The organism is Rhodanobacter umsongensis (assembly GCF_042654965.1).
Classification (GTDB): domain Bacteria; phylum Pseudomonadota; class Gammaproteobacteria; order Xanthomonadales; family Rhodanobacteraceae; genus Rhodanobacter; species Rhodanobacter umsongensis.
Genome location: NZ_JBHSMK010000009.1, coordinates 225,689 through 248,158, shown reverse-complemented (window position 1 = coordinate 248,158; position 22,470 = coordinate 225,689). Strand labels below are relative to the sequence as shown.

Sequence of the window (22,470 nt, the reverse complement as noted above, 5' to 3'; positions counted from 1 at the left end):
TGCCCGACTCAACCCAGGGCGCTACCAGGGGCTGTCCTTGATGCCCAGGCGATACGAGAGCTGGTTCAGGGCTAGATCCCCCACGAAGGTCACGGCGGCGATGGCTGCCACGTCCGTTGCGCCAAGGCCGGCACAGGTCCCGGTCAGGGCCAGTGCGCCAGCCACGAAGTCGAGTTGATCGAAGGGAATCCAGCGTGTACCCGGACGGATGTGCAACATGCGCTTGATAAGGCTCTTCAGCATGTCGCCCAGCATCGCGCCGCCGCCCAGGCCGAGGCCAAGCAGCAGCCAATGCCGATAGTCGACCAGCGACCACGGCGCGTGGATCCGGGATTGCATTCCGGTCACCAGCACTCCCGTGGCAACTCCGGCCAGAACGCCGAGCACGGTCTTGTGGCTGCCGAGAAGGCGCTCGTGGACAGGTCGATTCCAGCCGCGCCAGTAGCGGGTGAAGGGCGGCGCCATGTTGGCGCAGTAGGCGGGGAGCATGAAGTAGGCGAGTTGCAGCAGGCGGACCCATGGGTCACTCATGAAGCCGTGCTCCTGACCTGTTCACCGTGTTGTTCCGCTCCGCCGGCGAGGCATCGTCGGCGGAACGCATGAACCGCCGCTTGGCCATTTCGACCAGCAGCAGGTAAGTCACCGTCGCCGCGATCAGGAACATGAAGAAGGCAGGCGGCAGCAGCACGAAGCCCAGATCGGTCGCCAGCGGCGTCGCGGGAAGAATCACGCCGATGGCGATGGCCAGCAGCACGCTGACGATCAATGCCTTGCTTGGGCGGCTTCGCAACGGATTGCCCGCGGTGCGGATGACGAACAGCACGAGCGTCTGGGTGGCGAGCGACTCGATGAACCAGCCGGTGTGAAACGCCGCTTCGGACGCATGCAGCCAGCGGAGCAGGACGTAAAAGGTCAGGAAGTCGTAGATGGAACTGATCGGCCCGATGCCGAGCATGAAGCGCCGGATGAGCGCGACACTCCAGCGGCGCGGCCGGCGCAGTTGTGCGCTGTCCACATTGTCCGTGGGGATGGTGGTCTGCGCCATGTCGTACAGGAAATTGTTCAGAAGGATCTGGGTCGGCAGCATCGGCAGGAATGGCAGGAACAGGGCGCCCGCCGCCATGCTGAACATGTTGCCGAAGTTCGAACTCGTGCCCATGAGCAGGTATTTCATGACATTCGTGAACGCTCTTCGCCCTTCGATGACGCCGGCATGCAGTGCCTTCAGGTCGCGCTCGCGCAGCACGATATCCGCCGCCTCCCTGGCGACGTCCACGGCGCTGGCGACTGAAATGCCGACATCGGCGGCATGCAGCGATGGCGCGTCGTTGATGCCGTCCCCAAGGAAACCGACCACGCAATTGCGCGCCTTGAGCGCCAGCACGATACGGTGCTTCTGTGCCGGATTGACTCTCGCGAAGATGCTGGTCCGCTCGGCCAGGATGCCGAGTGCGGTTTCCCCAAGGCCTTCGATCTCCGCGCCGGTGACCAACCGGCTGACGTCGATGCCGACCTGCGCGCAGACATGACGCGCCACGCGCTCGTTGTCTCCGGTCAGGATCTTCACCGTGATGCCGTCCTCGGCCAACGTGCGCAGACATTCCGCTACACCGGGGATGATGGGATCGGCAAACAGCACGAACCCGGCAAGCGTCAGGTCGGCCTCGTCGCTGGTGGCATAGCGCTCCTGCGATGGAACATTGCGATAGGCCACGGCCAGCACGCGCAAACCCTGTTCGCCAAACCCTTCCTGGGTGCGCATGCAGCGTTCCATGGAGGTGGCATCGATCTTCTGTACGAGGCCATCCGCCTCATACCGCGTGCATTGGGCGATCACCGACTCCGGCGCGCCCTTGACGATCAGCAGCCGCTCGTCGTTGTGCTCGACGACCACGGATAGCCGGCGCCGCTCGAAATCGAACGGAATCTCGTCCAGCTTGCGGTAGCCGCTCACCGCAAGCGTCTGGCAGCTCAGTATCGCTGCGTCGAGCGGGCTGCGGATGCCGGTCTCGAACGAGGCATTCAGATAAGCCAGCACGTGCGATCGTTCGGACGCGCCGCCGAACGGATCGACCGACGACGCCAGCGATGTCTCGTTGCTGGTCAGCGTGCCGGTCTTGTCGCTCAGGAGCACCGTCATGCTGCCGAAGTCCTCGATGGCGGCAAGATGCTTGACGATGACCCGCTGGCGCGCCATGCGCACGGCCCCGCGTGCCAGGGTGACCGTGGTGATCATCGGCATGAACTCGGGCGTGAGGCCGACGGCCAGGGCCAGCGCGAACAACATGGTCTCCAGCGGCGGGCGATGCATGGCGATGCCGATGAGCAGCACGGCAAGCAGCAGGAACACCATCGTGTACATGATCAGCCGGGAAAAACCGCTCAGCCCGCGCTCGAACTCCGTGGGCGGCGGACGCTCGGCCAACGCCTCGGCAACATCGCCAAATGCCGTCTGGCGGCCGGTGGCAAAGACGACCGCGGTTGCCGTGCCGGCGACGACCGACGTGCCGAGAAATACCAGGTGTCGCGCATCGGCGCTTCGATCCAGGCCCTCTTGCCCATCGGCCACCGCCTTTTCCACAGGCATCGACTCGCCCGTCAGCGCAGCTTGCAGTACATGCAGGTCGCGCGCGGTCATCAGGCGAGCGTCCGCGGGTACCCGGTCCCCCGCGGCGAGCCGGATCAGGTCGCCTGGCACCAGTTCCTTGCGGGGCCGTTCCTGCCAGCGTCCATCGCGGCAGACCGTGGCCATCGGCGCAATCTCGTCGCGCAGACGATTGGCCGCACGCTGGGAGCGATAGCTCAACGCGAAATTGAGGGTGACGCTGAGGATCACCATGGCCGCGATGATCGCGGCGCCGACGATATCCCCGACGAATCCGGAGACGCCGGCGGCCAGCAGCAGGATGACCACCAGGGGATTGGTGAACAGCAAGAGCAGCGCCGCAATGGGACCGCCATGGCCGACGGCGCGTGCTTCGTTCGGCCCATAACGAGCCCGTCGATCCTGGGCTTCACGTTCCGACAAACCACCTGCGGGCACGCCGGATTGCGCGTCTGCCGGCTGGCCGGGCGAATGCCGCACGGAAGGGGTGGGCAAATTGTCATCATGCATGGTGACAACGCTAAGGAAGGCGCTGAGCCAGCATATTGATACTCGTCAATACAGGCTCTGCCCCGTTTTCGCGGACAGATGAGTCAAGGCCGTCAAGGCCTGATCCCGAACCTCGAACTTCGTTGCATCGGGGGATTGTGGAAGCGTCGTCGAGCGTGGCGACTGCTTGGTGGAGTGGGGCTTCCATTCCTGCTCGCCTGCGTCCGAAGATGCGCGAATGCTTCTTGCAGGACGGTGCAGGACAAACGAAAAGGGCCACCCTGCGAAGGTGGCCCAAGTCGTTGCTTTTCTTGGTCGGGGAGACAGGATTCGAACCTGCGACTTCTACGTCCCGAACGTAGCGCTCTACCAGGCTGAGCTACACCCCGTGGGAAGCCGCGTATCTTAATCGCCGCGTGAGGGCTTGGCAACAGGTTCGATGCGCGCGATGGGGAAAGGACGGCGGAAGGCCGATGGCGTTCTGTTAATCTTGGGGGCTGCCGTCGTGCGCGCTGCCGCGCGACGGAATATTCCCACCGTCAGTAGAGGATTCCATGGCGCTTACCCCGGCCCGCACCATGCCCGGCGTGCTCGAGCTGTTGCCGCTCGACCAGATCGCATTCCAGCGCATGCTCGACGTGATCCGCCGCAACTACGAGCGTTTCGGCTTCCTTCCGGTCGAGACGCCGGTGATCGAGTACTCCGACGTGCTGCTGACCAAGACCGGCGGCGAGACCGAGCGGCAGGTGTATTTCGTGCAGTCGACCGGCGCACTGGGCAAGAGCGACGAAGGCACGCCCGAGCTGGCGCTGCGCTTCGACCTCACGGTGCCGCTGGCGCGCTACGTGGCCGAGCACGAACGCGACCTGAGCTTCCCGTTCCGTCGTTACCAGATGCAGAAGGTGTATCGCGGCGAGCGCGCCCAGCGCGGACGTTTCCGCGAGTTCTACCAGTGCGACATCGACGTGATCGGCAAGGACGCGCTGTCGGTGCGCTACGACGCCGAGATTCCGGCGGTGATCTACAGCGTGTTCCGCGAGCTGGCGATCGGGCCGTTCACCATCCAGCTCAACAACCGCAAGCTGATGCGCGGTTACTTCGAGAGCCTGGGCATCGTCGATGCCGAACAGCAGATGCTGGTGTTGCGCGAAGTGGACAAGCTGGACAAGCGCGGAGCCGATGCGGTGCGTGCCACTCTGACCGGCGAGCCGTTCGGGCTCGCTGGCGAGGCGGTGCAGAAGATCCTCGCCTTCGTGCAGGTACGCTCGACCTCGCTGCAGGACGCGTTCGACAAACTCGACGCGCTCGGCACCGGCCCGGAAGCGATGGAGCAGGGGCGCAGCGAGCTGAAGGAAGTGCTGGGCCTGATCCACGCGTTCGGCGTGCCGCAGACGCACTACGCACTGAACCTGTCGATTGCCCGCGGCCTCGACTACTACACCGGCACGGTCTACGAGACCACGCTGAACGACCACCCGCAGATCGGCTCGATCTGCTCCGGCGGCCGTTATGAAAACCTGGCCGGGCAGTACACCAGGTCGCACTTGCCGGGTGTCGGCATTTCCATCGGACTGACCCGGCTGTATTGGCAACTGCGCGATGCCGGCCTGATCAGCACCGCGACCAGCACGGTCGACGTACTGGTGACCCAGATGGATGCGGCGCAGTTGCCGGTCTACCTGGCACTGGCCAGCGAACTGCGCGGCGCCGGCATCGCCACCGAGGTGGTGCTGGAAGGCGGCAAGCTCGGCAAGCAGTTCAGATACGCCGACCGCGCCGGCATCCGTTTCGTGATCGTGCTTGGCGAGGACGAGATCGCCAGGGGCGTGGTCACGGTGAAGGACCTGCGCCGCGAGGATCAGTTCGAGGTGGCGCGCAGCGAGCTGACCAAGACGCTGCGGGTGGAGCTGGAGCAGGCTGCCGCAATGGGGTGAGGGCGGCTGGCAGGTGGGTTGTTCTTCCGGTGTGCAAACAGGTCTGGAGCAATTTTGTGAGTGAAACGATTCTTCTCGACGGCAGCAGCCTGACGCGTGCGCAGCTGGTCGCGGTGGCGCGCCGGGGCGCCTCGGTAGCGCTGGACCAGACGCAGCTGAAGCGGGTGCAGCGCGCCGCCGATTTTCTTGCCGACAAGGTGAGTTGCGGCGAACCGACCTATGGCGTCACCACCGGTTTCGGCAGCAATGCAGACAAGCTGCTGGGCGCGCATCGCGTGCGCGACGAATTGCCGGGCGGCCATCCGCAAGCACCCGAAGGCACCTTGCTGGAAGAACTGCAGCACAACCTGATCATCACGCACGCGGTCTGTGTCGGAAAGCCGTTCGGCGAGGACGTGGTGCGGGCGATGCTGCTGATCCGCATCAACACGTTGATGCGCGGTCACTCCGGTATTCGCGTGAGCACGCTCGAAGCGCTGACCGCCATGCTCAACGCCGGTGTGGTGCCGGTGGTGCCGGAGAAGGGTTCGGTCGGCGCCAGCGGCGATCTCGCACCGTTGTCGCACCTGGCGATCGTGCTGCTCGGCGGTGGCGAAGCGTTCTATCGGGGCGAGCGGATGTCAGGTGCGGAAGCGCTGCAGCATGCCGGCCTCGCGCCGATCCGGCTGTCGTTCAAGGAAGGGCTGGCGCTCAACAACGGCACTGCGCAGATGCTGGCGACCGGTGTACTGGCGCTGGACATGCTGGAGCGGTTGCTGGATACCGCCGACCTGGCTGCGGCGATGACGCTGGACGCATTCGCGGGCCGCAGCGGCGCGCTGCGGCCGGAGGTGCATGCGCTGCGTCCGCATCCCGGCCAGGTCGAAACCGCGGCGCGCGTGCGCGAGCTGTTGGCGGGTTCCACCCTGGTCGACATTCCGTATCACCTCGTGCCGCGATTCAAGTCGTGGAACGCCGAGGCGTGGAGCGAACCGGACGACCAGGCACTCAGTTTCGACATCGGCTGGGACTGGGTGCCGGCGAACCAGCGCCACGGCCGCGAGGCGTTCTACCGCCGCTTCCTGCCGTTCAAGGGCGGCAAGAAGCACCAGCCGCAGGATGCCTACAGCCTGCGCTGCATGCCGCAGGTACATGGCGCCGTGCGCGATGCGTGGGCGCAGGCGTGCCGGGTGTTCGACATCGAGCTGAACTCGGTCACCGACAATCCGCTGATCTTCCCGGACAACGACGACGCGCAGTTCATCGAGGAGCAGGTGATCTCCGCCGGCCATTTCCACGGCATGCCGCTGGCGCTGGCGATGAGTTACGTGAAGGCGGCGATCCCGGTGCTGGCGTCGATCTCCGAGCGCCGCCTCAACAAGCTGGTCGACTCGGCCACCAATGACGGGCTGCCCGCCTTTCTCACAGGCAACGAGGACGGCACCGATTCGGGCTTCATGATCGTGCAGTACACCGCCGCCGCGCTGGTCAACGACCTCGTCACGCGCGCGCATCCGGCCAGCGTGTATTCGGTGCCGACCAGCGCGAACGCCGAGGACCATGTGTCGATGGGGGCCAACGAGGCGCGCCACGTGCTGGAGATGACCGAGGATCTTTCGCATGTGCTGGCGCTGGAGTTGTACACCGCGGCGCAGGCGCTGGACTATCGTCAGGCGATGCTGAACGCGGCGAGCCGGCTGGCCCGCCGCGGCGGCTGGCGGGCGCTGGCGGCGAAGATCGGCAACGCGCCGCGCGAGGATCAGCCCCACTACGGGCAGTTCGTGGCGGAGGTGCAGCAGCTGGCCGCCGCGCTGGTCAATGCCGGCAGCTTCCATGCCGGCGACAGCGTCCGCGAAGCCCACGCGGTCCTGCGCCAGCACATTGATTTCATGCATCGCGACCGCGCGATGGACGCGGACGTACGCGCGGTCTGCGCCCTGGTGCAGCGGGACGCGTTCCGCTCCGCCGCGTGATCACCATCCACCCTGACGGAACAAGTTCATGAGCCTGATCCAGACCCCCGTTTCCTGCGGTGAGCTGATCGACAAGATCACCATCCTGGAGATCAAGTCCCGGCGCATTGCCGATGCCGCCAAACTGGCCAACGTGCGCAACGAGCTGGACCTGCTCAACGCCACCTGGGGCAACAGCACCGCCTCGCAGACAGACATCGCCGACGAGCGCGCGCGCCTGCTGGCGGTGAACGAATTGCTGTGGGATATCGAGGACAACATCCGCCTGAAGGAACGGGCGCAGGCGTTCGACCAGGAGTTCATCGAGCTTGCTCGCGCGGTGTACTTCCGCAACGACGAGCGCGCCGCGTTGAAGCGCGAGATCAATCTCAAGCTCGGCTCGCAGCTGGTCGAGGAAAAGTCATACCAGGATTACCGGGTCGTCTGACGCCCGCCCGCGGGAGCTTGCTGGCGGGTGGTGCTTCTGCCCGGGTACCGGGAGACCGGGTGCCCGGAGAAAACGCATCGCCGGAGCAGGCTCCTAGAACAACCGCATGTCTTGCGCGGCCGCTTCGTAGCGCTCGATCGTTTCGTCGACGCCGATCAGGTCCATCACGCCGGGCTTCTCGATCTTGCTGCCCCACGGAATCTCGCTGGCCGGCTTGCCGAGAAACCTGCGCGCCGCCTCGTCGTACTTGTTCACGCACCAGCGACGGTCGGAGTACGGCCCGGAGCGCTCCGGGTTGCTTGCCGCGTGCAGGCCCAGCACCTTGGTGCCGACCGCGTTGGCCATGTGCATCGGTCCGGAGTCGGGAGTCAGCAGCAACTGCGCGCGGCTGAGCACAGCCAGCAACCTCTTCAAGGTGTCCTTGCCGGTGAGGTCGAGCGGCTTGCGCTGGCAGTGCGCCAGCACCGCGTCGGCCATGGCGCGTTCGCCCGACGATGGGCCGCCGACCAATGCCACCCGCCAGCCGCGGGCCGCGGCGTGATTCATCACCGCGGCGTAGCGCTCCGGCCGCCAGTTGCGCAACGCGTGGCTGGAGGTGGGGCTGACCAGCAGGGTGGGCACATCGCCTGGCAGTTGTTCCGCTGCCCAGGCGCAGGCTTCTTCGGGGATCGGTATGTCCCAGCGCACCTGCGTCTGCCTTGTCCCCAGCGGTTCGCTGAAGCTGCCTATCGCATCCAGCACATGCTCGCCGCTGCGCGCGGGAATGCGCTCGTTGATGACCAGGCCATGCAGGTCTTTCGAGCGTGCATGGTCGTAGCCGACACGTCGATCGGCCTTGATGCCCAGGCTCAGGAGATTGGAACGCATCGCGACCTGCATCTGCAGCAGCGCATCGAAACGCCGGCCGCGCAGCGCCGCGTGCACCGCGCGCATGCCGGCCCAACCTGCGGTCTTGTCGAACGTGACGAACTCGACCCCAGGCAGGTCGTCGACCAGCCGGCGTTCGAGCTTTCCAATGATCCAGGTCAGCGACGCATGCGGCCATGCCCGCTGCAACGTGCGCACGAGCGGTACCACATGAGTGACGTCGCCAATGGCGGAAGTGCGCAGCAGGCAGATCGAGGCAGCAGCGGTCATCGGGTTCGGGGTCATGGGGCCTGGGTTAGAATCGGGGACAGTCACCGGGCATGATGATGCAGGAACGAACCCACAAGGATGCCGAAGGCGCGATTCTGTTCGACGCCGAGTTGTCGGCACAAGTCGGGCACGAATGGTTTGCGCCGGCGTACTGGCGCGAGCGGAATGCGCTGCGCACGCAGGCCGGCGGCCGCGGCGGCGTGGCGATCATCGTCACGCCCATCGGCGAATGCGTGTTGCGGCACTACCACAGGGGCGGCCTGATCGCGAAGCTGATGGGCGATCGATACCTGTGGACCGGCGCGGACCGGACCCGTCCCTTTGCCGAGTTTCGCCTGCTGGCCGAGATCACCCGGCTGGGTCTGCCGGCACCGGCCGTGGTGGCGGCACGCTATCGCCGGCATGGTCTGTTCTACAGCGCCGAACTGATCACGCGCCGTATCGCCAACGCATCGACGCTGGCCGAATGCCTGGCAGGTGGACGACTGGATGGCGAACTGGCCGAAGAAGCCGGGGCGCTGGTCGCGCGTTTTCACCGCGCCGGCATCTGGCATGCGGATCTGAACGCGCACAACGTATTGGTGGCGTCGGGCGAGCTGTACCTGATCGACTTCGATCGCGGCCGCCTGCGGCCGCCAGCGCCCGCGTGGCAGCAAGCCAATCTGCAACGTCTGCGCCGTTCGCTGCTCAAGCTCGGTGCTGCCCACCCCGATGCGGCCGCGTTCGAGAAAACCATCTGGCAACCTCTGCTCTATCGCTATCAGCGGACCTTGAACGCATGAACTGGCATCTGCATTTCCTGGGCGTGGGCGCTGCACATGCGGTGGAGCTGGGCTCCTCCGCGGTGGTGCTGGAACGCGATGACGAGCCGGTGCTGCTGATCGATTGCGGCGCCGATACGCTGGATCGCTACATGGCGGCCTACGGCGCGCCGCCGCGTGCGTTGTTCATCACGCACACGCACATGGACCATGTGGCCGGGCTGGAGCGGTTGTTCATCAGGCTGTGGTTCGATCCGGTCCTGCGTGGCCAGACGAAGGTATTCGTCCACGCCGCCCTCGTCCCATGGTTGCAGGCGAGGGTGGCCGACTACCCTGGCGCGCTGGCCGAAGGCGGCGTCAACTACTGGGAGGCGTTCCGGTTGCTGCCGTTCACGCGCGGTTTCTGGCTGGACGGACTCTGGTTCGACGTGTTCGCGACGCGCCACCATGTTCCAGGCACGTCCTATGGGCTGGCCTTGGAAGGCAGCTTCGTCTACACGGGTGACACCCGTCCGATTCCGGAAGTGCTGGCGCACCGCACCGGCGGCGACGAGGTGATTGCGCACGACTGCAGTCTGGTCGGCAATCCGTCCCACACCGGCGTCGAGGATCTCGAGCGCGAGTATCCCGATACGTTGCGCCGGCAGTTGCTGCTCTATCACTACGGCAGTGCCGCGGATGCTGCCGTGCTGGCTTCGCGCGGCTACCGTGTCGCCGGTCGAGGTGAGCGCGCGGCCTTGCCAGTCCCGGCGAAGCCTCGGGCCGATGCAGGCTGAACCCGCGCGTGCTCGCTTGCCTGCGAGGGTGCCCTGCCGCTATTCTTGTCGACTCTTCGAAAGGCTGTCTGGCCGACGAAGAGGGTTGCATTGCGGAGAGGTGTCCGAGTGGTTGAAGGAGCACGCCTGGAAAGTGTGTATACGGTAAAACGTATCGCGGGTTCGAATCCCGCTCTCTCCGCCAGTTTCTGAGCAAGTGCGACAGCTTCAGCTGGCGCAACAGCAAAACCAGCAAGCAATGACTGCTTGACGTCCATGGTGGCCCCGTCGGTCCCCCCGCGACGATAGTTCGCAAACTCCGCCAGGTCCGGAAGGAAGCAACGGTAGCGAATGATTCGGGTGCCGGGGTGTGGCTGGCGGGGCCGCCGCCATTTCGGGTGGCCGATTCCCCCTCTCCGTTTACTGACTTACCCCCGCCGACTTGGCACAATCATCCTTCGCCCCAAGGTAGTCAGGCATGTCTTATCAGGTACTCGCCCGCAAGTGGCGTCCGCGCAAGTTCGCCGAGCTGGTCGGGCAGGAACACGTGGTGCGCGCGCTCACCAATGCGCTCGAGACCGGGCGCATGCACCACGCCTACCTGTTCACCGGCACCCGTGGCGTCGGCAAGACCACCATCGCGCGCATCTTCGCCAAGTCGCTGAACTGCGAACGCGGCCAATCGGCCGATCCTTGCGGCGAGTGCTCGGTGTGCACGGCGGTGGACGAAGGGCGCTTCGTCGATCTGCTGGAGATCGACGCGGCCAGCAACACCGGCGTGGACGATGTGCGCGAAGTGATCGAGAACGCGCAGTACGCGCCGTCGCGGGGGCGCTTCAAGGTGTACCTGGTCGACGAGGTGCACATGTTGTCGAAGAACGCGTTCAACGCGCTGCTGAAGACGCTGGAAGAACCGCCGCCGCACGTGAAGTTCCTGCTGGCCACCACCGATCCGCAGAAGCTGCCGGTGACGGTGCTGTCGCGCTGCCTGAAGTTCAATCTGAAGCGCCTGCTGCCGGACCAGATTTCCGGTCAGATGCGGCACATCCTCGCTGCGGAAAACATCGCCTACGAAGACGGCGCCATCGGTGAACTCGCCCGCGCTGCCGATGGTTCGTTGCGCGACGGGCTGTCGCTGCTCGATCAGGCAATTGCCTACGGTGGCGGCGCGCTGCACGCCGACGACGTGCGCACCATGCTGGGCAGCGTAGCGCGCGGACAGGTGCTGGGCGTGCTCGACGCACTCGCCGCCGGCGATGGCGAACGGCTGCTGGCCGAATGCACGCAGATCGCCTCGTACTCGCCGGACTTCGGTGGCGTACTGGATGACATCGCCAGCGTGTTGCACCGGCTGCAGTTGATCCAGCTGATTCCCGGCTATCGGCCGGAGGAAGACAGCGACCATGACAACGCGCTGACCGCACTGGCCGAAGGAATGACGGCCGAAGACGTGCAGCTCTATTACCAGATCGCCACTTCGGGCCGGCGCGATCTGGCGCTGGCACCGGATGCGCGCACCGGCTTCGAAATGGCGCTGCTGCGCATGCTGGCGTTCCGTCCGGGTGATGCCGCAGCGGACGCGCGGGGCGGTGTTCCTGCCGCGGGGGTTCAGACGCCGGCCGTGCCATCGCGTTCCGCCACGGCAGCCGCGGGTCGATCCGCCGTGGTGCCGGAGCGGAAACCGGGCTCCCCGTCCCCTCCCAAGGCGGACGCCCCAACCCCAGCGCCCGCCATCGTTGCCCCTGTGGCGCAGGGTGTCAACGGCCTGCCGGACTGGGAGGCGCTGATCGAGCGTGCCGGCCTGCGTGGTCCATTCGGCCTGCTAGCGCAGAATGCCGTTTTGCGCGAGCGCGACGGCCAGACCCTGGTGCTCGCGCTGCAGCCGGCGCACATGAGTCTGGCGGTCGAGCCGATGGTGAGCCAGATGGAGGAGCGCATCGGCCATGCCCTGGGCGAACGCATCCGCCTGCGCTTCATCAACGGCAGCCTCGGCGCGGTCACGCAGACCCCGGCGGCGCGGGCGGCGCAGGCTCGTGACGCGGCCCAGGCCGGCGCCGAGCAGTCGATCGAGAGCGATCCGCTGGTGCAGTCCCTGAAGCGCGAGTTCGGCGCGCGGGTCGTGCCCCAATCCATCAAACCCTTTGACAACGAATCCGGAGCCGCGTGATGAGAGGACAGATTGGTCAGCTGATGCAGCAGGCACAGCGCATGCAGGAGGACATGAAGCGTGCGCAGGAAGAGATCGCCAAACTCGAAGTCACCGGCAGTGCCGGCGGCGGCCTCGTCAGCGTGGTGATGACCGGCGCGCACGAAGTGCGTCGCGTGCAGATCGACCGGCAGACGTTTGCCGACGACCCGGAGATGGCCGAGGACCTGGTCGCCGCTGCGGTCAACGATGCGGTGAACAAGGTGGCGGAAGTCAGCAAGGGCAAGCTCGGTGGCGTTACCGCCGGGATGAATCTGCCGGCTGGTTTCAAGATGCCGTTTTGAGACCGGGATGACCGGACATTCGTCTGTTGAAAGCCGGGAGGCGGGATTCGCGATGCGGGAGATCAAGAGCATGTCGTGCCCGAGGCCGGTTTCACGAATCCCGCTTTCCGTCTTCCGAAACCCGGGTGTTCGATGAGCGGCTCGCCGTTGCTCGCCGAACTCATCGAAGCGCTGCGCTGCCTGCCTGGCGTGGGCGGCAAGAGTGCACAGCGGATGGCCTTCCATTTGCTGGAGCGCGAGCGGGAGCGCGGACTGAAGCTGGCTGCCGTGATGGAGCAGGCGATGCGGCGCATCGGCCATTGCAGCCGATGCCGCAATTTCAGCGAAGAACCGTTGTGCTCGCTGTGCTCCAGTTCCAGCCGCGAACGCCAGGTGCTGTGCGTGGTGGAATCGCCGACCGACCTGGCGGCCATCGAGCAGGCCACCGGCTACCGCGGCCAGTATTTCGTGCTGATGGGGCGCTTGTCGCCGCTGGATGGTCTGGGGCCGGAGGAACTGGGGCTGGCGCAGTTGACCCAGCGCCTGGGCGAAGGCGAGATCGAGGAGCTGATCATCGCCACCAACCCCACCGTGGAAGGCGAGGCGACGGCGCACTATCTGGCGCAGCTGGCGCGTGCCGGTGGGGTGCGGCCGACCCGATTGGCTCACGGCGTGCCGTTGGGCGGCGAGCTTGAATACGTCGATCGCGGCACCCTGGCGCATGCGTTCGGCAGCCGCCAGTTGCTTGATTGATCCATCACGGGAGTGGCCATGAATGACACCATCTTCGGCAAGATAATCCGCCGCGAAATCCCTGCCGATATCGTCTACGAGAACGCCGACGTGCTGGCGTTCCGCGATCTCAATCCGCAGGCGCCCGTGCATGTGCTGTTCGTTCCGAAGCGGCCCTTGGCGACGCTCAACGATGCGGCCCCGGGCGATGCCGCGCTGCTCGGCAAGCTGCTGCTGGGGGCTGCCGAGTACGCGAAGCGGGAGGGGTTTGCCGAGCAGGGTTATCGTACGGTGATCAACTGCAACGAGGATGGCGGCCAGACCGTGTTTCACCTCCATGTGCATCTGCTGGCGGGACGCCGCCTGCACTGGCCGCCGGGCTGAGCGGAACAACCTCACCTGCGCAGAATGAAAAACGCCGGCGACGATGCCGGCGTTTTCATGGGAACTACTTCTTCGGTGCCGGCGGTGGCGGCGGCGGGCGCACGATGATCACCCTGCGCGGGCCACCCCAGTAGCCGGGGCCACCCCAGTAGCCGGGGCCACCCCAGTACGGCCCGAATCCCGGGCCCCAGAACGGATCGTAGAAGCCCGGCGGGTAGTCCACGATGATGGGGCGTTTTGGCCACAGGTAGACGACATCGGCTTCCACGCGGGGATAGGCGTAGTCGTAGTCGCCGACCTTCTGCGACACCGTGCCGTGCAGGGTGCCGGTGACGGTCAGCTCGCGACCGCGGACGAAAACTTCCGGATCGTAGAAGCCGTCGCGGCAGGCCACGAAGCGACCCTGGTTCTCGCCGGTATTGCCAAGCTTCGGACGTGCCTGGCTGTCCAGCGGTCGTGAGAGCAGATAGAAGCACGTTTGCTGGGGACCAGGCTCGGTCTTGATGATTTCGCCACCCCAGCGCACGCGCGTGCCGCCCGCGCCGCCTTGCTGGGCGCTGGTTGTCGAGACGTTGCTGTAGTTGCCTTCCAGCGGCTTGGGAATCGTCGCGCAGCCGGCCAGCAAGGCGAGTGCGGCAGCGAGCGTGAGTGGGCGGTGCAGGGACATGGGATATCTCCATCATGGGCGACGGCAACGCCGTCACGTCGGCTCTTATTTGACCACGTTGACGACCCGGAAATCCCGCACGGCACGCTGAAAGGCGTACCGGAGTTCAGGCGGCGGTTCGGCGTGGGCGTAACGCAGCTCCAGGTAGCTGTTCATCAATTTCACCAACTCGTCGCGTTGCCCCGGCAAGGCTCGCGCGGCGCGACGCATATAGTGCTGCGGACCTTCTGCCGGCCGTCGCGCAATGCCCTTGCGGGCCAGTTTCCGTTCCAGGTCGCGCAACGCCTCGCGCAAGGGATCGCGCGGCTGTCGCCGCAACAAGGCCCACGCCAACCCGATCGCGATGAACAGCACGCTGGTGATCGCCAGCAGCATGCCCAATATCGCCGTGTCGGCCTCGCCTATGCCGAACGGCGTCAGCAGCCCGCGCTGACGTAGCGCATCAAAGCCGATAACGCCTTTGTCCCACCAGCGGTTGACGATGTCCCAGCGATTGCGCAAGCCCTGCAACCAGTCGTTGCGGTACCAGGCCAGCTGATCTCCCGCCGCCGCAGCGGCGCCCAGCGACACGCGCTCGGGGCGGACCGCGCCGGTGGGGTCAATGCGCACCCATCCGCGGCCAGCCAGCCACACTTCGCTCCACGCATGCGCATCGGAATAGCGCACCAGCAGATAGTTGCCGTATTTGTTCCAGTAGCCGCCCTGGTAGCCGGTGACCACCCGTGCCGGGATGCCGGCTGCGCGCATCAGCACGGTGAAGGCCGAGGAATAGTGTTCACAGAAGCCTTCGTGGGTAGCGAACAGGAAATCGTCCACCGCGTCCCGGCCCAGCGGCGCCGGCGCCAGCGTGTAACGGAAACCACCGTCATGAAACAGGTTGAGCGCGGCTCGGACGATGGCGGCACGGTCGTCGCCATAACGCTCGCGCCATTGCGCCGCCAGCGCGAGCGTGCGTGGATTGAAACCGGCAGGCAGGCGCAGGCCCAGTCGCAGCGAACGCTCGTCCAGTGTCGGCTGCAGCCGGTATCGCCATGCCGAGCGCAGTTGATAGCTGAGCTGATCGCTCACCGGCTTGTCGGCCATTACCTCGCGATCAGGCTGCAGGCGGGCCTGCGCGGGCGCCTGCAGCGGCACATCCAGGGTGGGCAGCACGCGTTGTTGCGTAGGTTGCAGACTGATCTGGTACTGGATCGACGCGTCGACCTCGATCGGCACTGGCGCGCGCGCCCCCCCTTGGCCGGGGTCGATGTAGCGCCAGCTGCGGCCGTCGTAGTTCCACATCACATAGGCGCGGAAGTAACGCAGGTCCGCCGGTGGCGGTAGGCCCTCAAAGCTGACCCGCATGGCCGGATGGTCGTCGGTGAGCAGGTCGGTGAAATTGCCCGGCGACATGCTTTCGCTCAGACCGGTGCGCGCCTGAGCCTGCGAGGGGGCTCCCCATAGCGGAGAGTCCAGTCGGGGTACCAGCAAGAACGACAGCAAGGCCAGCGGCAGAGCCGCGGTCGACAGCGCCAGCGCGGGCAGCAGGGTGCGCGGCAGGCTGGCTGGCCGCTGCCCCGGTTCCAGCGCGCGCAAGGTGGCCAGCGCTGGCAGCAAGCCCAAGGCCACGACGGTGGTGGACACCAGTCCCTGATCGAACAACAGGGCCGTCATCAGCGCGAAACAGGCGAAGCTGATGCCGACGCGAACGTCGCGAGCGGTTTCGGTTTCCAGCAGTTTCAGGACCAGCAGGCCGACCGCCAGCGCCGCGCCGGGCTCGCGTCCGAAAATCCCGCCGTATTGGGCGATCACCGCCAGCGTCAGCAAGGCCAGCAGCGGCAGCTTGAGCCAGCGCGGTACGCGGCCGGAACGCTGGCGTCGCTGCCACCAGCGCCAGCCGAGTATCGAGGCTAGCGCGACGTCGAGCCACCACGGCAGGTGCATGGCGTGCAACCCGAGCACGAACGCCATGGTCAGGCTCAGCAGATCGAAAGCCCGGGCGTCGATCGACGGCTGCGCTGCCTTCTTTCCGGGCGGCTGCGGGCTCATGGCAGTTGTGCCAGCGCGTTCATGCAGCGCGCGTAGTGGAGGGGGCCGCTGCCGCCGGCGATCTCATGGCCGGGCAGCCACAGGCTGTAGCTGCAGCGCTGGGCCTGCGCTTCGTCCAGCCAGCGCGCGAGCCGGGCGATGCGGGCTTCGCTGTCCAGGCCGCCCAGTTGACGCCAGTCCAGCTGCCATTGCGGACGGCTTTGCGGCTGCTCGAAATCCTTCACCAGCAAGTGATCCTGGCGGGCGCTGGCTTTCCACGCGATATGCCGCTGTGGATCGCCGGCGCGGTAGTCCCGCAGTGCCGCCAGTTCATCGCCGCGATGCAGCCGCATGTGGCGCGCATCATCGGCGGGCGCAACGGGCGAGGGGCCCGAAAGTTCCGGCCGCGGCCACACCAGCACCGAATGATCGGGATGCAGCCAGCTCCACGCGCGGAACAAACCCAATGGCCAGCTGCTCCATACGCGCAGGCGCGGCAAAGCCAGCCAACCGCGCCGCGAGGTCGGCAGCGTCAGCTTGATCTGGGTGGTGGCGCGGGCTTCGGTCGCAAAGGCGACGCTGCTGTCTCCCAGATCGAGCCGGATGGCATTGCGCAGGCGGCTGGAATCAAATGCCAGGGTGAGTTCGACAGGCTGGCCGGCAACGGCGTGTCCCGCCCGAATGCGGCTCAGGCGCAACCCGTCGAGACTGCGAAATGCCACCAGCATGCTCGCCGTGCTGGACGCGCCGAGCAGGCAGGTCAGCAGCAGGGCAGCGTTGTTCGCATAGTTCAGCGCACCTACCAGCATGACCGTCAGCAACACCGAAAAGCCGATGCCGAAACCGCTCGGCACGATATAGATGCGCCGCCGATGCAGTTCGATCGGAAGACTTTCGCGGCGACGGTAACGGGTAAGCGCAGGCAGTTGGCGCTCGGCCCAACGCTGGACATGCTGAAGCAGCTCGCGCATCAATCCACCGCCACCTCGGCGAGCAGCTGTCGCGCCAGGGTGTCGCCATTGGCGCCGCGTGCGGCCAGCAGACGGTGCGCCGCCAGCGGTACGAACAAGGCCTGGATGTCCTCAGGCAGCACATGCCTGCGACCGCTGAGCAACGCCCACGCGCGCGCGGCTCCGAGCAGGGCGAGCCCGGCGCGCGGCGACAGCCCTACGCGGATGTCCGCATGGTGACGGCTGGCGGCGAGCAGGGCCTGCAGATAGTCGAGCAGCGCGGGGCTCGCCGTGACCGTCTGCGCCTGGCGGTTCAGTGCGGTCAGCGAGACCCCGTCGAGCTGCGGCGTGAGTTGCGCCAGCAGATCCCGGCGGTCGCTGCCGGTGAGCAGGGCGCGCTCGGCGTCTGCGTCGGGATAGTCCAGCGACAGCCGCAGCATGAAGCGGTCGAGCTGCGAATCAGGCAGCGGGAAGGTGCCGTTGAGGTCGAGCGGGTTCTGCGTCGCCACGACAAAAAAGGGCTGCACCAGCGCATGGGTCTGGCCGTCCACGGTGACCTGATCTTCGGCCATCGCCTCCAGCAGCGCGCTCTGTGTTTTGGGGCTGGCACGATTGATTTCGTCCGCCAGCAGCAGGCCAGTGAAGATCGGGCCCGGATGGAAACGGAACTGGCCGGTCTCGCGCTCGTACACGCTGACCCCGATGATGTCCGACGGCAGCAGGTCACTGGTGAACTGCACGCGCTGGAACTCCAGCGCGAAGGTGGACGCCAGTGCGTGCGCCAGCGTGGTCTTGCCCACGCCGGGCACGTCCTCCAGCAGCAGATGACCACCCGCGATCAGGCAGGTGAACGCCAGCTTCACCTGCCGCGGCTTGCCCAGCAGGACGCGATTGACCTGTGCCATCGCGGCATCAAGGCGTTGCTGCAGGGAACCATCGTGGGGGTGGGACATGGGGCGGATTCTTCGCAAGATGGACAAGACGCGCACTGGTTCGCCCGCGTCGAGCCAGTGTAACTGGCACTGTGCGCCTTGAACGCTTACGGCAACACGATGCCCGCATCGCGCAGCATTCGCGCCAGCGCAATCAGCGGCAACCCGATCAGCGCACTGGGATCGCGATTGTCGATCGACTCGAACAGGCTGATGCCGAGGCCCTCGCATTTGAAGCTGCCGGCACAGTCGAGCGGCCGCTCGCGTTCGATATACCGGGCGATTTCCGGCGCGGCCAGTTCACGAAAGCGCACCCTTGTATGGTCGACATGAGCATGTTGGTGGCCGTCGCGGGTATCGAGCAGGCACAACGCCGTATGAAAATGCACCTCGCGGCCGGAGCTGGCACGGAGCTGCGCGCACGCGCGTTCGGCGGTGCCGGGTTTGTCGAGCACCTGTCCGTCCAGCTCGGCCACCTGATCGGAACCGATGATCAAGCTGTTGTGCTGCCCGCGGGCAGCCGCTGCGGCCTTGGCGATGGCCAGGCGCAGGGCGCGCTCGGCAGGAGCCTCACCGGCCCGCGGCGTTTCGTCGGTGCCCGGCGCGCATTGCTCGAAATCCGGAACCAGCCGGCGCAGCAACTCGGCGCGGTAACGCGAGGTCGAGCCCAGCACGATCCGGGGTTGCACGCTGGTCGAAATCATGTGTCCGATTCGCGCCGGATGTGTTCGCGCATGGCGCTGTTGAGGTCGCGCTGAGCCTGGTTGAGCGCCTGCAACAGGGGTTGCAGGCGGTCGCGCGTGCTGCGCATCGAGCTGGCGGCTTCGTCCAGCTCCTGCTGGCTGGCCTGCGGCGAACGATCGCGGATCCACAGCCGTTGTTGCAGCAGTGCGCGCAGACCGGCATCGATGGCGTGCTGTGCATCCTGTTCGCTGGCAGCGGGCAGGTCGGGGTTGAGCGACATCACCGCGTGCGCCTGTTGCAGGCCGGACCGGCAGGTCTTGAGGTCGGCCTCCAGCCGATCGGCCAGGTCGAGCAGGGTCCGGAGGCTGCTGCCGCGCTGGAGCTGGCGTCGGCGCAGCAGCAGGGCGGTGGCCGCGAGGGCAATCAGCAGCGCCAGCAGCACGGCGGTACCGAGCGTCAGATAGGAGTTCACGGGAGCGGCTCAGGCAGCGAAGGGAACCAGTCTGCCGTATCGGGGCCGGATCAGGCAAAATGGGCGGGCTCGGGTTGCTGCGGTGTCGTGGTAGTTGACTTCAGATGGCTTCGAACCTAACATTTCGCGATTATGTCCGTGACACTGCCAGAGTCCGTGGACGCTTGGCGCATGGTCTCGGCGCGGCGTTCGTTCGAGGGAACGCTACCCATCGCGGCCATGTCACGCCTGTGCGAGGTGCTGGCGAGCACCGATGGCGGGGTGAAGTTCGAGCTGGATTTCGGGCGCGACAGCCTTGGCATCAGCTACGTCGATGTGCGCGCGCAGGCCTCGTTGAGCGTGGTCTGCCAGCGCACGCTGGAGCCGTTTGTGTTGCCGGTCGCCGTGAGCACCCGGCTCGGCCTGATCAAACTGGAGCGCGATGAGGCCGGCTTGCCGCCCGATTGCGAGCCGCTGCTGGTGGCCGAGGATGGCCGATTGAATCCGGCGGATGTGATTGAAGACGAATTGCTGTTGGCGCTGCCGCTGGTTCCGATCAATCCGGACAGCAGCCTGCCCGACGAAGTGACAGGCCAGGAGCCGGAAGATGATTCTGTCGGCGAGGGGCGTTCCGAAAGTCCGTTCGCGGTGTTGCGCGAGCTGAAGAAGTAACCACCGGCCTGGATCGTCCGATCCGGGTCATGTCGCACCAGGTCATCCAGTTTCAATCATCAAGTTTCCGTTGGAGAATTACCATGGCAGTTGCCAAGAGCCGCCGTACCCCGTCCACCCGCGGCATGCGTCGTTCGCACGACGCACTGCAGACCGTGCAGCTGTCCACCGATCCGACCAGTGGCGAAGTGCATCTGCGCCATCACGTCACCAAGGATGGCTATTATCGCGGCAAGAAAGTGATCGAGACCAAGGGTGCGGTGTCGGTCGAGGATTGATCCGGTCCGCGGATCCCCACGGATCCCGGAAGGTGATCAAGCGAGACGGCGCGGCGACGCGCCGTTTTGCGTTCAGGGCGCCGGAATAGCGACCGCCGCCTGAGCCACTGTTTTCGCTGATGGATAGTTGAATGGCCCAGATCTATGCCCGCATCATCGCCACCGGCAGCGCACTGCCCGAGCGCATCGTCACCAATGCCGATCTGGAGAAGATCGTCGACACCAGCGACGAATGGATCCGCACCCGTACCGGTATCCGACAGCGCCATATTGCCGCCGATGGCGAGACCACCGGCGATCTGGCATTTCTCGCGGCGCAACGCGCGCTCGAAGCTGCCGGCGTCAAAGCCTCCGAACTCGATCTGATCATTCTCGGCACGACCACGCCGGACATCATTTTTCCGTCCACCGCCTGCCTGGTTCAGCATCGCCTCGGCGCGAACGGCTGCGCCGCGTTCGACGTCAACGCAGCGTGTTCGGGTTTCGTCTATGCATTGGGTATCGCCGACAAGTTCATTCGCAGCGGGCAGTCCAAGAAGGTGCTGGTGATCGGCGCCGAAACACTGACCCGCATGGTCGACTGGACCGAACGCGAGAGCTGCGTGCTGTTCGGTGATGGCGCCGGTGCCGTCGTGCTGGAAGCCAGCAACGAGCCCGGCATCTACGCGACCTGCCTGCATGCCGATGGCGGCTACAAGCACCTGCTGTACAACCCGGTCGGCGTCTCGGTCGGATTCAAGGATGAGCCCAATCACGGCGTCCGCATCAACATGTCCGGCCGCGAGGTTTTCAAGGTGGCCGTGAAGACGCTCGACTCGCTGGTCGAGGAAACCCTGCAGGCCGCCGGCATGGTCGAGTCGGACATCGACTGGTTGATCCCGCACCAGGCGAACCTGCGCATCATCGAGGCAACCGCCAAGCGGCTCAAGATGTCGATGGATCGCGTTGTGGTGACTGTCGACAAGCATGCGAATACCTCGTCCGGCTCGGTCCCGCTGGCGCTCGACTATGCGGTACGTTCGGGCAAGGTGCAGCGCGGCCAGACCCTGCTGCTCGAGGCGTTCGGCGGCGGCTTCACCTGGGCGTCGGCGCTGCTCCGCTACTGATTTTTTCAGTCGGAACCTGGAAGGGCGTCGCGTCCCTGGCTCTCTGATGTCCCGAGCGTGGGGAGTTAGACGGGCCTGCTCTTCGTTTCTTTTCGATCCGGAAGAAAACCTAATGAACACCACCGCGTATCGCCTCGCTCAAGACCTCGCGTTCGTTTTCCCCGGCCAAGGCTCGCAGTCGGTCGGCATGCTGGCCGAACTGGCTGTCGCGCACGCCGAAGTGCAGGCGACGTTCGAGGAGGCCTCGCAGGGTGCCGGTATCGACTTGTGGGGTCTGACCGCACCAGGGCAGGAAGAAGAACTCAATCGCACCGAAAACACCCAGCCGGCGCTGCTGGCGGCGAGCGTGGCGGTGTGGCGGGTGTGGCAGAAGCTGGGCGGTGCGCAGCCGGCGCAGTTGTCCGGCCACAGCCTGGGCGAGTACAGCGCCCTGGTCTGCGCCGGAGCGCTGTCGCTGCATGACGCGGCGGCACTGGTGGCCGAGCGCGGCCGGCTGATGCAGGCGGCCGTGCCGGCTGGTGTCGGCGCGATGGCCGCGATCCTCGGTGGCGACGATGCGCAGATCGCCGCCGTGTGCGAGGAAGTGGCACAAGGGCAGGTGGTGTCCCCGGCCAACTTCAATTCGCCCGGCCAGCTGGTGATCGCCGGCGACGCCGACGCGGTGGATCGCGCGCTGAGCAGGCTCGCCGAACTGGGCGTGAAGAAGGCGATCAAGCTGGCCGTGTCGGTGCCTTCGCATTGCGCGCTGATGCGCGGGGCCGCCGACGAACTGGGTGGACGCATGGCGAGTATCAGTTGGCAGCTACCGTCCATGCCGGTAATACAGAACGCCGAGGCCCGTAGTTACGACAGCGTCGATGACATCCGCGCTGCCTTGCAGCGTCAGCTGTATTTGCCGGTGCGCTGGGCGGAATGCGTGCAGGCGCTGGCCGCTGGCGGCGCCGTGCGGGTGGCCGAGTGCGGCCCGGGCAAAGTCCTGACCGGCTTGATCAAGCGCATTGACAAGACCATCGAGGCGCGTGCGATCGGCATGCCGACCGACCTGGAAGCCGCACGTGCCGAATGGGCGTGAGCGTGC

Annotated in this window: 22 protein-coding genes, 2 tRNA genes and 1 other RNA gene; 15 read left to right on the top strand and 10 right to left on the bottom strand. The window is 66.0% G+C overall.

What is annotated here, in order from left to right; all coding sequences use genetic code 11:
• Nucleotides 1-21: 21 nt before the first annotated feature.
• The 3 genes from ACFPME_RS13785 to ACFPME_RS13775 form a co-directional block, all read right to left on the bottom strand.
• Entirely contained in the window at nucleotides 22-531 is a 510-nt protein-coding gene (locus ACFPME_RS13785) for a CDP-archaeol synthase (RefSeq protein ID WP_377306227.1), read from the bottom strand.
• Entirely contained in the window at nucleotides 524-3,100 is a 2,577-nt protein-coding gene (mgtA, locus tag ACFPME_RS13780; RefSeq protein ID WP_377306226.1) for a magnesium-translocating P-type ATPase, read from the bottom strand. The genes ACFPME_RS13785 and mgtA overlap by 8 nt, the downstream gene beginning before the upstream one ends.
• A gap of 306 nt (nucleotides 3,101-3,406) precedes the next feature.
• Nucleotides 3,407-3,483, bottom strand: a tRNA-Pro gene (locus ACFPME_RS13775).
• Nucleotides 3,484-3,648: 165 nt separating this feature from the next.
• Here ACFPME_RS13775 and hisS point away from each other — a divergent pair.
• Genes hisS through ACFPME_RS13760 form a run of 3 tightly spaced genes read left to right on the top strand, consistent with a single transcriptional unit; the run spans nucleotide 3,649 to nucleotide 7,407 of the window.
• Complete coding sequence (gene hisS / locus ACFPME_RS13770) at nucleotides 3,649-5,028, top strand: histidine--tRNA ligase (RefSeq protein WP_377306225.1); 1,380 nt, start codon at nucleotides 3,649-3,651, stop codon at nucleotides 5,026-5,028.
• A gap of 56 nt (nucleotides 5,029-5,084) precedes the next feature.
• Nucleotides 5,085-6,980, top strand: coding sequence for an HAL/PAL/TAL family ammonia-lyase (locus tag ACFPME_RS13765; protein WP_377306224.1), 1,896 nt, complete (start codon nucleotides 5,085-5,087; stop codon nucleotides 6,978-6,980).
• A gap of 28 nt (nucleotides 6,981-7,008) precedes the next feature.
• A complete protein-coding gene (locus ACFPME_RS13760; RefSeq protein ID WP_377306223.1) occupies nucleotides 7,009-7,407 on the top strand; it encodes a DUF6165 family protein in 399 nt (132 codons plus the stop codon).
• A gap of 93 nt (nucleotides 7,408-7,500) precedes the next feature.
• Here ACFPME_RS13760 and ACFPME_RS13755 read toward each other — a convergent pair whose 3' ends face one another.
• A complete protein-coding gene (locus tag ACFPME_RS13755) occupies nucleotides 7,501-8,544 on the bottom strand; it encodes a glycosyltransferase family 9 protein (RefSeq protein WP_377306786.1) in 1,044 nt (347 codons plus the stop codon).
• A 50-nt stretch (nucleotides 8,545-8,594) separates the two neighbouring features.
• On the opposite strand from ACFPME_RS13755, the gene ACFPME_RS13750 reads away from it, so the two are divergent.
• The 8 genes from ACFPME_RS13750 to ACFPME_RS13715 all read left to right on the top strand — a co-directional run bounded on the left by ACFPME_RS13750 (nucleotide 8,595) and on the right by ACFPME_RS13715 (nucleotide 13,645).
• Nucleotides 8,595-9,326 (top strand): 3-deoxy-D-manno-octulosonic acid kinase, encoded by a 732-nt coding sequence (locus ACFPME_RS13750; protein WP_377306222.1) that lies wholly within the window; start codon nucleotides 8,595-8,597, stop codon nucleotides 9,324-9,326.
• Entirely contained in the window at nucleotides 9,323-10,081 is a 759-nt protein-coding gene (locus ACFPME_RS13745) for an MBL fold metallo-hydrolase (protein WP_377306221.1), read from the top strand. The genes ACFPME_RS13750 and ACFPME_RS13745 overlap by 4 nt, the downstream gene beginning before the upstream one ends.
• 94 nt (nucleotides 10,082-10,175) lie before the next feature.
• Nucleotides 10,176-10,265 (top strand) — tRNA-Ser (locus ACFPME_RS13740).
• A gap of 81 nt (nucleotides 10,266-10,346) precedes the next feature.
• Nucleotides 10,347-10,443, top strand: an RNA gene (ffs, locus tag ACFPME_RS13735) — signal recognition particle sRNA small type.
• A gap of 95 nt (nucleotides 10,444-10,538) precedes the next feature.
• Nucleotides 10,539-12,227 carry a DNA polymerase III subunit gamma/tau gene (gene dnaX, locus ACFPME_RS13730; protein ID WP_377306220.1) on the top strand — a complete coding sequence of 563 codons (1,689 nt, stop codon included), beginning with the start codon at nucleotides 10,539-10,541 and terminating at the stop codon, nucleotides 12,225-12,227.
• The gene (locus ACFPME_RS13725) at nucleotides 12,227-12,550 is read left to right on the top strand and encodes a YbaB/EbfC family nucleoid-associated protein (protein ID WP_377306219.1); all 324 of its coding nucleotides are present in this window, start codon (nucleotides 12,227-12,229) and stop codon (nucleotides 12,548-12,550) included. The genes dnaX and ACFPME_RS13725 overlap by 1 nt, the downstream gene beginning before the upstream one ends.
• Before the next feature lie 132 nt (nucleotides 12,551-12,682).
• Complete coding sequence (recR, locus tag ACFPME_RS13720) at nucleotides 12,683-13,282, top strand: recombination mediator RecR (RefSeq protein ID WP_377306218.1); 600 nt, start codon at nucleotides 12,683-12,685, stop codon at nucleotides 13,280-13,282.
• 18 nt (nucleotides 13,283-13,300) lie between these two features.
• Complete coding sequence (locus tag ACFPME_RS13715; protein WP_377306217.1) at nucleotides 13,301-13,645, top strand: histidine triad nucleotide-binding protein; 345 nt, start codon at nucleotides 13,301-13,303, stop codon at nucleotides 13,643-13,645.
• Between the two features lie 64 nt (nucleotides 13,646-13,709).
• Here the strand turns inward: ACFPME_RS13715 and ACFPME_RS13710 are convergent, their stop codons facing one another.
• The 6 genes from ACFPME_RS13710 to ACFPME_RS13685 all read right to left on the bottom strand — a co-directional run bounded on the left by ACFPME_RS13710 (nucleotide 13,710) and on the right by ACFPME_RS13685 (nucleotide 19,357).
• A complete protein-coding gene (locus ACFPME_RS13710; RefSeq protein WP_377306216.1) occupies nucleotides 13,710-14,312 on the bottom strand; it encodes a Slp family lipoprotein in 603 nt (200 codons plus the stop codon).
• Nucleotides 14,313-14,357: 45 nt separating this feature from the next.
• A complete protein-coding gene (locus tag ACFPME_RS13705) occupies nucleotides 14,358-16,340 on the bottom strand; it encodes a transglutaminase TgpA family protein (protein ID WP_377306215.1) in 1,983 nt (660 codons plus the stop codon).
• Nucleotides 16,337-17,290 carry a DUF58 domain-containing protein gene (locus ACFPME_RS13700; RefSeq protein ID WP_377306214.1) on the bottom strand — a complete coding sequence of 318 codons (954 nt, stop codon included), beginning with the start codon at nucleotides 17,288-17,290 and terminating at the stop codon, nucleotides 16,337-16,339. The genes ACFPME_RS13705 and ACFPME_RS13700 overlap by 4 nt, the downstream gene beginning before the upstream one ends.
• Nucleotides 17,290-18,222, bottom strand: a complete 933-nt coding sequence (locus ACFPME_RS13695) for an AAA family ATPase (protein ID WP_377306213.1) — start codon at nucleotides 18,220-18,222, stop codon at nucleotides 17,290-17,292. The genes ACFPME_RS13700 and ACFPME_RS13695 overlap by 1 nt, the downstream gene beginning before the upstream one ends.
• A gap of 86 nt (nucleotides 18,223-18,308) precedes the next feature.
• Nucleotides 18,309-18,905, bottom strand: coding sequence for a Maf family protein (locus ACFPME_RS13690; RefSeq protein ID WP_377306212.1), 597 nt, complete (start codon nucleotides 18,903-18,905; stop codon nucleotides 18,309-18,311).
• Nucleotides 18,902-19,357, bottom strand: coding sequence for a hypothetical protein (locus ACFPME_RS13685; protein ID WP_377306211.1), 456 nt, complete (start codon nucleotides 19,355-19,357; stop codon nucleotides 18,902-18,904). The genes ACFPME_RS13690 and ACFPME_RS13685 overlap by 4 nt, the downstream gene beginning before the upstream one ends.
• A 171-nt stretch (nucleotides 19,358-19,528) precedes the next feature.
• Between ACFPME_RS13685 and ACFPME_RS13680 the strand changes: the two genes are divergently transcribed.
• The 4 genes from ACFPME_RS13680 to fabD all read left to right on the top strand — a co-directional run bounded on the left by ACFPME_RS13680 (nucleotide 19,529) and on the right by fabD (nucleotide 22,464).
• Nucleotides 19,529-20,008 carry a YceD family protein gene (locus tag ACFPME_RS13680; RefSeq protein ID WP_377306785.1) on the top strand — a complete coding sequence of 160 codons (480 nt, stop codon included), beginning with the start codon at nucleotides 19,529-19,531 and terminating at the stop codon, nucleotides 20,006-20,008.
• A gap of 83 nt (nucleotides 20,009-20,091) precedes the next feature.
• Complete coding sequence (rpmF, locus tag ACFPME_RS13675; protein ID WP_377306210.1) at nucleotides 20,092-20,286, top strand: 50S ribosomal protein L32; 195 nt, start codon at nucleotides 20,092-20,094, stop codon at nucleotides 20,284-20,286.
• A 131-nt stretch (nucleotides 20,287-20,417) separates the two neighbouring features.
• A complete protein-coding gene (locus ACFPME_RS13670) occupies nucleotides 20,418-21,392 on the top strand; it encodes a beta-ketoacyl-ACP synthase III (protein ID WP_377306209.1) in 975 nt (324 codons plus the stop codon).
• Between the two features lie 112 nt (nucleotides 21,393-21,504).
• Nucleotides 21,505-22,464, top strand: coding sequence for an ACP S-malonyltransferase (gene fabD / locus ACFPME_RS13665; RefSeq protein WP_377306208.1), 960 nt, complete (start codon nucleotides 21,505-21,507; stop codon nucleotides 22,462-22,464).
• Nucleotides 22,465-22,470 lie beyond the last annotated feature (6 nt).